This is a genomic window from Wielerella bovis (genome assembly GCF_022354465.1).
In the GTDB taxonomy this organism is placed as follows: domain Bacteria; phylum Pseudomonadota; class Gammaproteobacteria; order Burkholderiales; family Neisseriaceae; genus Wielerella; species Wielerella bovis.
In genome coordinates this window covers 1,372,756-1,386,267 of the sequence record NZ_CP092361.1, presented here as the reverse complement: position 1 = coordinate 1,386,267, position 13,512 = coordinate 1,372,756, and the positions used below count along the sequence as shown (strand labels likewise).

The window sequence follows — 13,512 nt, the reverse complement described above, 5'->3', positions numbered from 1 at the left end:
GGGAATCCCATGATTGGCGTTTACGCGACTTGCGATGTGAAAAACGGCAACCAAGCCGAATTTGAAGCATTAGCAAGAGAATTTGCTCAAACCGCACTCACTTATGCAGGGTGCATATATTATGATTTTGGAAAAGTCTCGGGTACTCGAACGCGCTATGTGTTTATGGAAAAATGGCAGAGTAAGGACGATTGGGACAAACATCTAGCAGCACCATTTTTTGTATCTCATGCCCCTGATTTGGTGGCATTAACCTTGAACGGTTTAGACATTAATATGGCAGAATTATCGGAAACATAGTAGATTAATGTGTGGTATCAAATTAAGAACCTGTGTTTGTAAGATTGATAGCTTGATTTTATTGTCAATTCATGCGAATACAAGGCGGCTTCCCACGCCAATATTGAACATATTGGCGTGGGAAGCCAACGCAGTAGTCGTATGAAGTGGCGATAAAAGCAAGCTATTAAGATTATGAACACAGGTTCTAAGTACTATTCATATTATCAACAGGCAGCCTGAAAATTATAATTTTTTCAGGCTGCCTATTTTTTATCCAGCCATATCCACAATAAAAATACGTTAAAATACCATTTTTTCCCGATTCAGGCAGCCTGAAAACCATGCAATCTGATTTATTCGCACCCGCCGCACTTTCCGTATCCGAACTCAATGCCATTGCCGCCGAATTATTGGACAGCCAATTATCAGGCTTTTGGATTAGCGGTGAAATTTCCAATCTGACTCGCGCCGCCAGCGGACATTATTATTTTTCACTGAAAGATGACCGCGCCCAAGTGCGTTGCGCCATGTTCAAACACGCCGCCATGCGTTTGGATACGCCCTTGCGTGAAGGCGACCATGTGGAAGTATGCGGCAAAATCAGCCTATACGAAGCGCGTGGCGAATTTCAAATCAACGTCAATGAAGTGCGCCAAGTCGGCTTGGGACAATTATTTGCGCGATACGAACGCCTGAAAAAACAACTGCAAGCCGAAGGGATTTTTGCGCCCGAAAACAAACAAATGCTGCCTGAAAATCCGCGCGTCATCGGCATTGTAAGCAGTTTAGCCGCTGCCGCTTTGCGCGATGTACTGACCACATTGCGCCGCCGCGCACCGCATATCCCCGTGATTGTTTATCCCACGCCCGTGCAAGGTTCAGGCAGCGAACAACACATTGCCCAAGCCATTTACCTTGCCAATCAACGCGCCGAAGTGGACGTGTTGATTGTGTGTCGCGGCGGCGGCAGCATAGAAGATTTGTGGGCATTTAACGAAGAAGTAGTAGTACGCGCGATTGCCGCCAGCCACTTGCCGATTGTCAGCGGTGTGGGACACGAAACCGATTTTACCTTGTCCGATTTTGCTGCCGATGTGCGCGCCCCCACGCCTACGGGTGCAGCCGAATTAGTCAGCCCCAACATCGCCGATATGCTGGATAAATTGGACGATATGCACACACGTTTGCGTGATAATTTGCATCGACAATACCAAAACGCGGCGCAAAACGTGGATTTTCTTGCGCGACAACTGCAACATCCCAAGCAAAAATATCACTTGCAGCGTACACAATTAACGCAAGCCACGCAATTATTGCGCCACGCCATGCGCCAGCAAATACAGCAGCAACAACATCGTTTGGCGCGATACGAAACCGCAGTCCAACACGCCAAACCCAATGTGGCACAAGCCACGCAACGTGTCGCCTATTTTCAGGCTGCCTTACGCACAGCACAGCAAAATTATCTTTCAGGCAGCCTGAAAAAAGTGGCGCAACAAGCCGAATTATTGGAAGCCCTATCGCCGCATACCGTGTTGCAGCGCGGTTTTGCCATTGTTCGCAATACACGCGGACAAGTGGTACGCGATGCCGACAGTTTACGCAAAGGGCAAAAATTAAACCTGCAACTGGCACATGGCGCGACCGATGTGGTGGTTGCTGCGGAACAAATGCAAACTGATTTATTTGAGTGAAATAAAATGGATACACCACAATTAAACATCGTTTTGGCGGCGGATTATGCATATCATTCGATGGTTTTAACCACGATTAAATCGGTTTTGTATCATCATCGCAATGTACAATTTTATCTGATTAATCAAGATTATCCCGATGAATGGTTTACTGGTGTGAACAAGCGTATCCGCAATTTGGATAGTGTAATCCACAATACGAACACATCTGAGCAGCGATTTAATCACTACAAAACCTATCATCATATTTCGGCTGCCACGTTTTATCGCTATTTTATTCCCGAATTGATTAAGGAAGATAAGGTATTATATTTAGATTGTGATTTGGTGGTTAATGGAAATTTACGTCATTTTTATCAAGTAGATATGGGCGATGTGGCAGTGGTAGCTGCAAAAGATGAAATTGCAGAATTTTTTTACGGCGACTTCCATTTTAACGCGGGTGTTTTGCTGATTAATAATCGCGTGTGGCGTGCAGCAAATGTATGCCAACGCGCATTTGAAATCCACGAGCAATATGGCAATGCTTTGCGCGATGCCGACCAAAGTGTATTGAATATATTGTTTCAAAATAGTTGGTTACGCGTTTCACGTGAGTTTAATTATTTGGTTGGTTGGGATAGATTGGCGCAACAAGTGGGCGCAATTGAACGTGTAGAAAAATTGGCTTATACACCTGCGATTATTCATTACAATACCGATGTAAAACCATGGAGCAAACGAGGTTTTCCATTTTTGCGTGAATATTATTGGTTTTATCATCATTTATCATTTGAAGATATTTATTTGCATCATCAACAAGTTAAGGCAGACTGAAAACCATGAATCATTTAGAAATCAATCGTCAACACGTTTTGCAACAGATTCGCGCCGCTGAAATGGCTGCCAATCGTGTTTCAGGCTGCGTTCAGTTGATTGCGGTCAGCAAAACATTTCCTGCGGACGATATTCGTGTTTTATATCAACAAGGTCAGCGCGATTTTGGCGAAAATTATATTCAAGAATGGTATGGCAAAACCGAGCAATTGGCAGATTGCGCCAATATTGTGTGGCATATGATTGGGCAGGTACAATCCAACAAAAGTCGCATGGTGGCGGAACGGGCGCATTGGTTGCATACGCTTGACCGTGTTAAATTGGCACGACGTTTGAGCGAACAGCGTCCCAATCATTTGCCCGATTTGCAAGTGTTGATTGAGATAAACATTGCCAATGAATCTGCCAAACATGGCATCGCGCCCGATAAATTATTGCCATTGGCGCGTGAAGTGATGGCGTTGCCGAAACTGAATTTACGCGGTTTAATGTGCGTGGCGCAAGCCGATGCCGATGTAACAGGATTACGCCATCAATTTGGACAAATGTATGATTTATTGGCGCAATTACAAACGATTGTGCCACAAGCGGATACTTTGTCTATGGGAATGAGCGCGGATATGGCGTTGGCGATTGAATGCAGTGCAACGATGGTGCGCGTGGGCAGTGCAATTTTTGGGCAACGTGATTATGGATAAATTGGGTTTTCAGGCTGCCTATAAAATTAAAATGCAGCCTGAAAAATGGATTGAATCAATATTTCAGGCTGCCTTTTATGCCACTATTATTTAAAAGGCAGCCTGAAAATATCAAAATAATACAATATGATGACAACAGAAACACAATCAGAATTTAAACGTGGCGTGAAAGACAGTTTGCCGATTATGACGGGCATTGTTCCTTTCGGCTTGATTTTGGGCGCACAAGCAGGGCAAAAAGGCATGAGTGTGCTGGAAACTTGTTTGATGATGGGGCTGAATTTTGCAGGCGGTTCCGAATTTGCGGCGGTGGGTTTGTGGACATCGCCACTGCCAATTTTGACCATCATCACCATGACCGCAATGATTAACAGCCGCCATATTTTAATGGGTGCGGCGTTTGTTCCCTATTTGCGCCATTTACCGCGCCGCAAAATTTTCCCTGCACTCTTTTTGATGGTAGATGAAAGCTGGGCATTGGGCATTACCGATGCCAAACGGCGCGAACAAGCAGGTTTGCCACCGTTCAGTTATCCGTATTACATTGCGACAGGCATCACATTGTGGCTGTTTTGGGTATCGTGTGGTTTTATTGGCGCGTGGGTTGGACCGATGCTCGGCGATGTGTCCAAATTGGGTTTTGGCATGGCATTTCCAGCGGTATTTTTGGTTTTGATACGCGGAATGTGGCGCGGTTTTCAGGCTGCCATACCTTGGTTGATTAGTTTGGTGGTTGCTGCCATCAGCTATTTGTTGCTGCCACAAAGCGGTTGGTACGTCATCATCGGCACGGTTGCAGGCTTGATGTATGCTTATTTTGCGGGAGACGACAAATGATTTCATGGGCATCGTTTTTGACCATTATCGGCATGTTATGCGTAACCTATGGTACGCGTTTACTGGGTTTTTTCTTGTTAAAAAATAAAACTCTATCGCCACGCATGGCTCGCACAATGGAAGCCGCACCAGCCTGTGTTTTGATTGCAGTTATCGCGCCACATTTTGTTTCTCCACACCCACACGAATTGATTGCGCTCGCATTGACCGTGTTTATGGCAGCACGGTTTAATATGTTGCCAACGGTATTGGTGGCGGTCGGTTCATCAGCCTTATTAGGGTGGTTGATGGGTGCATAATAGCCCCTAACTTTCAGGCTGCCTTTTGTTATAATTCCCACATTCCCAACGCTTGCAGATTGCCACCAATATGAAATGGTTTACTCGTTTTACCACCATCACTAAAACCCTTTATCGTTACGGACTTGCCGATATTTTGCTGCCTTATATGCGCACAGGATTGGCACGCCACTTATTCAATCTGTTACCCAAATCGCGCCAATATTTGCACGAACCCTTACCCGTGCGCTTACGACTCGCGCTAGAAAGTTTAGGACCGATATTTGTCAAACTTGGGCAAGTTTTATCCACGCGTCCCGATTTACTGCCTGCCGATTACGCCGCTGAATTAGCCAAATTACAAGACAAAGTTCCGCCCTTTGATGCCGATTTATCGCGCCAGCAAATTGAAAAATCACTCGGCAAACCCATCAACGAATTGTATGCCGAATTTCAGGCTGACCCGATTGCCAGCGCATCTATTGCCCAAGTGCATAAAGCCCGTTTATTCAGCGGCGAAGAAGTCGCCGTTAAAGTTTTGCGCCCCAATTTGAGCGGCGTAATTGAGCAAGATTTGGCATTGATGAAATTTGGCGCAACATGGATTGAACGACTTTTTGCCGATGGCAAACGCCTAAAACCGCGCGAAGTGGTCGCCGAATTTGACAAATATTTGCATGACGAATTGGATTTGATGCGTGAAGCCGCCAATGCCAGCCAATTACGCCGCCAATTTGAACACAGCGATATGCTGATTGTGCCGCAAGTTTATTTTGATTATTGCAGCCGCGAAGTACTGACGATTGAATGGATGAATGGCACACCGATTTCTGAAATAGGCAGCCTGAAAGCCAATGGCATTGATTTAAAACAATTAGCAAAATATGGCGTAGAAATCTTTTTTACCCAAGTATTTAACAACGGATTTTTCCACGCCGATATGCACCCTGGCAATATTCTGGTTTCCCCCGATGGTCGCTACATCGCGCTGGATTTTGGCATTGTTGGCAGCTTAACCGAATACGACAAACGCTATCTTGCCATCAATTTTTTGGCGTTTTTCAATCGCGATTATTATCGCGTTGCCACCGCCCACATTGAAAGCGGTTGGGTGCCAGCCGATACGCGTCCCGAAGAATTGGAAGCAGCCGTGCGAGCGGTTTGCGAACCCATTTTTAATAAACCTTTGTCGCAAATTTCGTTTGGCTTGGTGTTGATGCGTTTGTTTGAAACCAGTCGCCGCTTCAATGTAGAAATCCAGCCACAACTGGTTTTGTTGCAAAAAACACTGCTGAATATTGAAGGATTGGGGCGACAACTGGACCCCGATTTGGACTTGTGGCAAACCGCTAAACCATTTTTGGTCAAATGGGTGGACAGACAATTTGGCGTGCGAGCCTTGGCGCGAAACATTGCCCACGAAGCACCCGATTGGGCAGAAATCTTGCCCAGTCTGCCGCGCAAAATCGCCGCTTTGGTGGACGAGAAAAAACACAATGAAATGCGCTTGGCAACCTTGCATTTAATCCAAAGTCAAAAGCGACAAAATTTTTGGTTGGCAGTGATTGCGGTGATTTTATTATTGATGTTATTGTTTAAATAAAATATTCAGGCAGCCTGAAAGATAAGTTTCAGGCTGCATTTACATTTTTGCTCATCACAAGCCAAATCATCAACACCATTCAATTCCAGCAGTTGATGAAACAGTAAGATTTGGTTTACCTTTGAATTAAAGCAACCTGAACATTTTTCACTTTTTCTTTACCTTAATACTGACCGATTTCTTGCCTTTTGCGGTTTGACCGTTTTGTTTGACAACAGATTGGGATTGGTTGGTAGATTGAGCTGATTTTTGTGCCGCCACCCGCTTTTTACGCGACATTTTCGCATCGGCTTCAGCCAGCAAACGCGCCGCTTCTTCCAATAATTGCGAAGCCACCGTTTTTTTGCTTGATTTTGTGCTTGTGGCTTTTTCAGGCTGCATGAAATCGGATTGTTTTGATTTTTTGACAACTTTTTTCTTGCCTGCACCAGAAGACACCAGTACCAAATCAATTTTGCTCGTTTCCAAATCCGCGCGCGCCACTTTCACGGTAACCGTGTCGCCCATATTGAAACGCACGCCACTCCGTTCGCCGACCATTGCCAACAAATCCGCGCGGTAATTGAAATAATCCTCACCCAAATCGCTGACGTGAATCATGCCCTCAATGTGAATGTCGTCCAGCGTTACAAACAGCCCGAAATTCGCCATGCCCGACACTTTACCCGTGAACACTTCGCCCACTTTGTCGCGCATGAAATAGGTTTTCAGCCAGCTTTCCACATCGCGGCTGGCTTCATCGGCGCGGCGTTCGCAGAAAGAGGTGTGTACGCCCATTTCTTGCCAGCTTGGCACTTCGTAACGTTTGCCAGCCAACACCGCCTTAATCGCGCGATGCACCAACAAATCAGGATAGCGGCGAATGGGCGACGTGAAATGCGCGTAATGCTCATACGCCAAACCGAAATGTCCCAAATTATCAGGCTCATACATCGCTTGCTGCATGGAGCGCAACAACATGGTTTGCAACAATTCGCGGTCGGGGCGGTCGGTGATTTGCGCGGCGAGTTCGCCATAATGTTTCGGCGTGGGATTGTCCTTGCCACCCAATTTCAAGCCGAGTAAAGCCAGTTGTTCACGCAAAGTCGCCAATTTTTCGGGCGTGGGCCCAGCGTGGTTGCGGAACAGCGCAGGCTGCTTGTTTTGCAACAGAAAATCCGCCGCGCAGACATTCGCTGCGAGCATACATTCTTCAATCAATTTGTGCGCGTCATTGCGTTTTACGGGTTCAATGCGTTCAATTTTGCCGTTGTCGTCAAAAATCATTTGTGTTTCAACGGTTTCAAATTCCATTGCGTCGCGTTTTTGGCGTTTTTGCTGCAAAATTTGGAAGATTTTGTACAGCGTTTTCAGGCTGCCTGAAAAGGTTTCGGGAATGCTTTTCTCATTATTATCAAGCCATTGCCAAACTTGATTGTAGGTCAAGCGTGCCGCCGACTTCATCACGGCAGGGTAAAATTCATACGCTTTCACATTGCCCGCATAAGTGATTTCCATGTCGCAAACCATGCAAAGCCGCTCCACATCAGGGTTGAGTGAGCAAATGCCATTGGACAAATTTTCAGGCAGCATCGGAATCACGCGGCGCGGAAAATACACGCTGGTGGCACGTTCACGCGCATCAACATCAATCAAATCATCGTCTTGCACATAATGGCTCACATCGGCAATCGCCACAATCAAACGGTAATTGCGCCCCACTTTTTCCGCGTAAACCGCATCGTCAAAATCGCGCGAACTCTCGCCGTCAATCGTAACGAGCGGCAAATCGCGCAAATCCACGCGGTTTTTCAAATCCGTTCTACGGACTTTATTGGGGATTTTTTCGGCGGCTTTCAGGCAGCCTGAACGAAATTCGTGCGGCAAACGGTGTTTGCGGACAGCGATTTCAATTTCCATGCCGCTGTCGGCGTAATCGCCCAGCACTTCCGTGATTTTGGCAACGGCAGGGCGATGATTTTCGGGATAAATTTCAATTTCCGCCACAATCACTTGCCCCGATTTCGGCTTGAATTGCGCCACGCTTTCGGGCGACAAAACAATGCTTTGCTGCAAACGCTGGTCTTCGGGTTCCAGCACCGCCACGCCATGTTCCAAATAGAAACGACCGACCACGCTGCTTTGGGCGCGTTCCACGATGTCCAAAATTTGCCCTTCGCGGCGACCGCGTCTGTCCAAGCCAAGTGGACGCACGGTAACGATGTCGCCGTGCATCACGCCAAATAACTGCTTGTTGTACAAAACCAAATCGCCTTCGCCATTCGGCGTGAGCGGCACGGCAAAACCAAAACTGCCATCGCGCGACATTTCCACGCGGCATTTCACAATGTCCAATTTTTCCGCCACGCACACCAAGCCGCGCCGATTGATGAGCACTTGCCCATCACGCGCCATTGCTTTCAAGCGGCGTTCAAAAAATTCGTATTCTGCTTCTGTAATGGCAAATTGTTCAGCCAAAACAGGGATTTTTTGTGGCACGCCAGCTTGTTCCAAATATTCAATGACCCATTCGCGGCTGGGGAGTGGGTTTTCGTATTTTTGGCGTTCGCGTGCCAAGTATGGGTCTTTATTTCGTAAATTCAAAATCTTGGTATTTTTCTGCTTTTTCATTGTTGACAATCCTTTTGTAGCATTTATATAATTTCGTCTTTATTGATTGCGACACTTTAACGCAATTGTGAAATAAAATCAAAAAAATCAAGCCCAGATGGCGGAATTGGTAGACGCGCTAGTTTCAGGTACTAGTGTCCGTAAGGACGTGGAAGTTCGAGTCTTCTTCTGGGCACCATTTTTTAAGTAACTATAAATTAATTAATAAAGTAATTGGGTCGAATTTAGGACAAAAGCGCATTGTAGTAATGCGCTTTTTGCTTTTTTAAGATTGTACAGCCTGAACGTGTGATAAATATTCACGCTTTCAGGCTGCTTTTTTTATCTATCTATAAGATTCGCTTTGGGAATTATGTCGTTTTGTGAATTTTTATATAGTGAATTCAATTTAAACCAGTACAGCGTTGCCAGCTCCCTTATGTACTCAGTGTACACGAAGGTCGCTGCCGCCTTGTCCTGATTAATACAGTGAAGCTCCTTAGTTCTTTAAATGGTGATACGCTATTTGAAGTGCTGCAAGCTTATTTTTCTCAACCTGTTGTGCAAACAACGCGGTTTATTTCTATAATCGGAAAATAAACGTTACATTATTACCAGTCAGTTAAAACAAAAATAGGATTAAGGTGGCATATTTAAGATCGCTCTGTACTAAGCTAAATATAATTCACTATAATTTCATTTTTCACTCAATATAAAGGTAACGCGATGAGCAAAAGTATCATTCATACAGAACAAGCACCTGCAGCAATCGGTGCATATAGTCAAGCTGTCAAAGCAGGTAATACTGTTTATTTGAGCGGACAAATTCCGCTAGACCCACAAACCATGCAGCTGGTTTCAGATACATTTGAGGCGCAAGCGCATCAAGTTTTCAAAAATTTGCGCGCAGTATGTGAAGCGGCGGGAGGCAGCCTGAATGATGTTGTCAAAATCAATGCTTATTTGACAGATTTATCTGATTTTTCGACATTTAATCAAGTAATGGAGCAATATTTTGTGCAACCATTTCCAGCGCGTGCAGCAGTTGGAGTAGCAGCCTTGCCACGTGGTGCTTTGGTAGAGGCTGAAGCGGTTATGGTTTTATAATCAGGGTTTCAGGCTGCCTGTTTGGTAAAAAATAAATCAAAATGAATTATCATGATTTCTATATGAAATTTAATACTTTTTATCATCAAAATTTTTCATAAAAAGCAAAAGGCAGCCTGAAAATAACTCTGTTATACTCATAGTACTTTTTTGTTAAATATATTTTAAGGAATGCATTATGAGCCAACTTTTCCCTACAGCTACAACACGCGATCGCGCCCCTTATCGTTTTGATATTGTGGGCAGTTTTTTACGACCTGAAACAGTAAAACACGCACGTCATCAATGTGCATGTGGTGAATGTAGCATAGAGGAAATGCGTCAAGTAGAAGATGTTGCAATTCATGAATTGGTTGAAAAACAAAAACAGGTGGGTTTACCAGCTGTAACCGATGGTGAATTTCGTCGTACTTGGTGGCATTTGGACTTTTTATTTGAATTGGTAGGTGTTGAATTGCGTGATACAGAAACGTATAGCACCCAATTTAAAGCACATATGCATCGCCCTGTAACTTTGGAAATTATTGACCGTATTCAATGGCCAAGCGTGCATCCATTTTTGGAGCATTATAAACGCTTGCATCAAGAAGCGAATGGTTATCCTGTTAAGTTTACTATTCCATCGCCTAGCATGTTGCATTTGATTACTTGTGTACGCACAGCAGAACCTAAATTACCTGCTATTTATGCAGATAATCAAGAACAACTGTTTGCGGATATTACTGAAACATATATTCAGGCTGTGCAAGCATTTTATGCTTTAGGTTGTCGCACGCTGCAATTAGATGATACTTCTTGGGGCGAATTTTGTTCTGAAGAAAAACGTGCCTTGTATGCATCGCAAGGTGTTGATGTGGATGCGGTGGCTAAACGTTATGTGCAAGTATTGAATGATATTCGTGCTGCTGCACCTGCGGATATGGCGATTACGATGCACATTTGTCGCGGTAATTTCCGTTCAACATGGTTTTCTTCGGGTGGTTATGAGCCTGTGGCTGAAATTTTATTTGGTGGCTGTAATGTGGATGGTTTCTATTTGGAATATGATAGTGACCGTGCGGGGGATTTTAAACCTTTGCGGTTTATCAAAAATCAACAAGTGGTTTTGGGTTTGGTTACCTCAAAATCTGGAGAATTGGAAGATAAGCAAGAAATCATCAATCGCATTAAAGAAGCGACACAATATGTGGATATTAATCAACTGTGTTTGAGTCCTCAATGTGGGTTTGCTTCAACGGAAGAAGGCAATATTTTGAGCGAAGAAGACCAATGGAAAAAACTGAATTTTATTCGCGAAATTGCAGAAGAAGTTTGGGGTAAATAAAATCATATCGTAAAAAGGCAGCCTGAAAACTTTTCAGGCTGCCTAATTACGATTATAGTGAATTCAATTTAAACCACTGCAACGTTACCAGCTCCCTTATGTACTAAGTGTACACGGTGATAGCTGTCGCCTTGTCCTGATTTAAATTGAATCCACTATAAAACCTATTCAAGTAACCTAAAAACTCGTAGGTCAGATACTTGTATCCGACAATTTTTTATAAAAATAAATAATTGCTGAGTTGGGAAAATATTGGATTCAAGAATTCGACCTGTGATTTGGGGTTTGCATAAGTTTCAGGCTGCCTTTTGATTATTTATCTTCCGAAAATGGGTCAATTCTGCGTTGACGTTTCACCAAAATCCGCACCGCGCCATCATTGCCTTTACGTGGCTCACAATACGCCAACACATCAGGATGCGCCATCAACCAACGGCGCACCAAAGATTTCAGCACAGGCGTATAACCCGATGAACCCAAACCGCTGCCATGCACAATCTCGCCACACACGCCGCGCCGTTTCACAAATTCAATAAATTCATTCAAAACTTGCTGCGCTTCTTCCTGTGTGTAACCGTGCAAATCCACGTCCGCCACCACTTCATAATGCCCCGCTTGCAAACGCTTAATATCATTTGCGCCCTGACCATTTTTGCTAAATGAATCAGGTATTTCCATCTGAAAACCACCTTCGCCCACATAGAAAAAATGGTCTTCATCCAGTTCAGGTTTTTGCTGACGCGGTTTAATCGGCGATTTGTCTATTGGCGCAATGTATTGATTAGAAGGTTTAATCGGCTGCACATCATGCATCAAATCCGCAAAATTCACATCTGCTTGTTCCGCCGCCCGTTTTTTGGCTTCTGCTTCCGCCAATTCACGCGCACGCGTTTTTTCTTTGGCTTCCTTGTGTAAAACCTTTAATTTTTCTGCAAAATTCATTATTTTTCCTTCACAACATATTTTCAGGCTGCCTTACAGTACACGACTATTTTTTTGAAGTTGTGGGTCGTGCATTCATGCCCGACACAATGCGTCGTGATTCATCAATGTCGGGCATGAATGCCCGACCTACGGAAATGATTTTTTGTCGTGTACTGTAAAAGCTGTATCATAACTAAAAGGCAGCCTGAAAACACAAAAACATTATTTCTTCAACAACATCACACCACTTTCAATATGATGCGTAAACGGAAATTGGTCAAACAAAGCTGCCGCGTGAATTGTATGCGTTTGGCTTAAAGTCATCAAATTGCTGACCAGCGTTTCAGGATTGCACGACACATAAATCACGCGGTCAAATTGCGCCACCAATTTCAGCGTTTCATCGTCCACACCTGCGCGTGGTGGGTCAATAAAAATGGTTGAAAAATCATAATCTTTCAAAAAAATTCCCTGTGTTGCCAAACGTTGAAAATCACGGCAGCCTGAAAACGCTGCAGCAAATTCTTCGGCAGACAATCGCGCAATCGCAATATTATCTGCTTGATTGGCTTGAATATTCCATTGCGCTGCTGCCACTGATGTTTTGGAAACTTCGGTTGCCAACACGCGCTTAAATCGGCGCGATAAGGGCAGCGTGAAATTGCCGTTGCCACAATACAATTCCAGCAAATCGCCATTTGCGTCCGCTGCTTGGTCGCACGCCCATTGCAACATTTTTTCGCACACACGCGCATTCGGTTGCGTAAATCCACCTTCCAATTGACGATATTGGAAGGTTTCGCCGTGTACCGTCAATTTTTCGGTAACATAATCTTGTTGCAAAACAATCTTTTGCCCACGACTGCGCCCAATAATGAAAATGCCCAATTCGTCTTGCAAGGCTTGTGCAGCGGCTATCCATTCATCATCCAATTTTTTGTGATAAATCATGGTAACGAGCATTTCGCCGCTTAATGTTGCTAAAAATTCACATTGGTAAAAACGATTTTTCAAGATAGGGCAGCCTGAAACTTTGGCTAATAAAACAGGCATTAAGGCGTTGATGGATTCGTGCGCTGCAGGAAATTGTGTCATTTTAATCAATGATGTGGACGAGGCTTTGCGGCCTGCTTCAAACATCGCGTAGCAAATGTCTTCTCCTTCGTGCCATATGCGAAATTCGGCGCGCATACGGTAACCTTGTTCGGCTGATGGAAATACGCGCAATTCTGGCGCGGCAAACGGTGCGAGTAGTGCGGTCAGGCGATTGACTTTTTCTTGTAGTTGAGTAGCGTAAGGCATGGTTTTTGCTTATTGAATAGAAATAATCGAGCATTATACCGATGAATAGGCAGCCTGA

At 44.5% G+C, this 13,512-nt stretch carries 12 protein-coding genes and 1 tRNA gene; 10 read left to right on the top strand and 3 right to left on the bottom strand.

The annotated features are described in order from the left end of the window. The first annotated feature begins 9 nt into the window (after positions 1-9). The 7 genes from MIS45_RS06810 to ubiB all read left to right on the top strand — a co-directional run bounded on the left by MIS45_RS06810 (position 10) and on the right by ubiB (position 6,208). Positions 10-300, top strand: a complete 291-nt coding sequence (locus MIS45_RS06810; RefSeq protein WP_249446156.1) for a putative quinol monooxygenase — start codon at positions 10-12, stop codon at positions 298-300. A gap of 323 nt (positions 301-623) precedes the next feature. Beyond that, on the top strand, positions 624-1,976 hold the full coding sequence (gene xseA, locus MIS45_RS06805; protein ID WP_249449978.1) for an exodeoxyribonuclease VII large subunit: 1,353 nt from the start codon (positions 624-626) through the stop codon (positions 1,974-1,976). Between the two features lie 6 nt (positions 1,977-1,982). Then, the gene (locus MIS45_RS06800) at positions 1,983-2,792 is read left to right on the top strand and encodes a glycosyltransferase family 8 protein (RefSeq protein WP_249449977.1); all 810 of its coding nucleotides are present in this window, start codon (positions 1,983-1,985) and stop codon (positions 2,790-2,792) included. Between the two features lie 5 nt (positions 2,793-2,797). Next, a complete protein-coding gene (locus tag MIS45_RS06795; RefSeq protein WP_249449976.1) occupies positions 2,798-3,490 on the top strand; it encodes a YggS family pyridoxal phosphate-dependent enzyme in 693 nt (230 codons plus the stop codon). 129 nt (positions 3,491-3,619) lie between these two features. Then, the gene (locus tag MIS45_RS06790) at positions 3,620-4,327 is read left to right on the top strand and encodes an AzlC family ABC transporter permease (protein WP_249451349.1); all 708 of its coding nucleotides are present in this window, start codon (positions 3,620-3,622) and stop codon (positions 4,325-4,327) included. Beyond that, positions 4,324-4,626, top strand: a complete 303-nt coding sequence (locus tag MIS45_RS06785) for an AzlD family protein (protein ID WP_249449975.1) — start codon at positions 4,324-4,326, stop codon at positions 4,624-4,626. Before MIS45_RS06790 ends, MIS45_RS06785 begins: the two co-directional genes overlap by 4 nt. A 70-nt stretch (positions 4,627-4,696) precedes the next feature. After that, on the top strand, positions 4,697-6,208 hold the full coding sequence (gene ubiB, locus MIS45_RS06780) for a ubiquinone biosynthesis regulatory protein kinase UbiB (protein ID WP_249449974.1): 1,512 nt from the start codon (positions 4,697-4,699) through the stop codon (positions 6,206-6,208). A gap of 147 nt (positions 6,209-6,355) precedes the next feature. On the opposite strand, the gene rnr is transcribed toward ubiB, so the two are convergent. Then, positions 6,356-8,818 carry a ribonuclease R gene (rnr, locus tag MIS45_RS06775; protein WP_249449973.1) on the bottom strand — a complete coding sequence of 821 codons (2,463 nt, stop codon included), beginning with the start codon at positions 8,816-8,818 and terminating at the stop codon, positions 6,356-6,358. Positions 8,819-8,909: 91 nt separating this feature from the next. Between rnr and MIS45_RS06770 the strand changes: the two genes are divergently transcribed. The 3 genes from MIS45_RS06770 to MIS45_RS06760 all read left to right on the top strand — a co-directional run bounded on the left by MIS45_RS06770 (position 8,910) and on the right by MIS45_RS06760 (position 11,228). Next, a tRNA-Leu gene (locus tag MIS45_RS06770) sits at positions 8,910-8,996 on the top strand. A gap of 527 nt (positions 8,997-9,523) precedes the next feature. Next, complete coding sequence (locus tag MIS45_RS06765) at positions 9,524-9,904, top strand: RidA family protein (RefSeq protein WP_249441911.1); 381 nt, start codon at positions 9,524-9,526, stop codon at positions 9,902-9,904. A 178-nt stretch (positions 9,905-10,082) separates the two neighbouring features. After that, positions 10,083-11,228 carry a 5-methyltetrahydropteroyltriglutamate--homocysteine S-methyltransferase gene (locus MIS45_RS06760; protein ID WP_249449972.1) on the top strand — a complete coding sequence of 382 codons (1,146 nt, stop codon included), beginning with the start codon at positions 10,083-10,085 and terminating at the stop codon, positions 11,226-11,228. Positions 11,229-11,540: 312 nt separating this feature from the next. Here MIS45_RS06760 and MIS45_RS06755 read toward each other — a convergent pair whose 3' ends face one another. After that, positions 11,541-12,170, bottom strand: coding sequence for a Smr/MutS family protein (locus MIS45_RS06755; protein WP_249449971.1), 630 nt, complete (start codon positions 12,168-12,170; stop codon positions 11,541-11,543). 204 nt (positions 12,171-12,374) lie between these two features. Continuing rightward, the gene (gene trmA / locus MIS45_RS06750) at positions 12,375-13,454 is read right to left on the bottom strand and encodes a tRNA (uridine(54)-C5)-methyltransferase TrmA (RefSeq protein WP_249449970.1); all 1,080 of its coding nucleotides are present in this window, start codon (positions 13,452-13,454) and stop codon (positions 12,375-12,377) included. Positions 13,455-13,512: the final 58 nt, after the last annotated feature.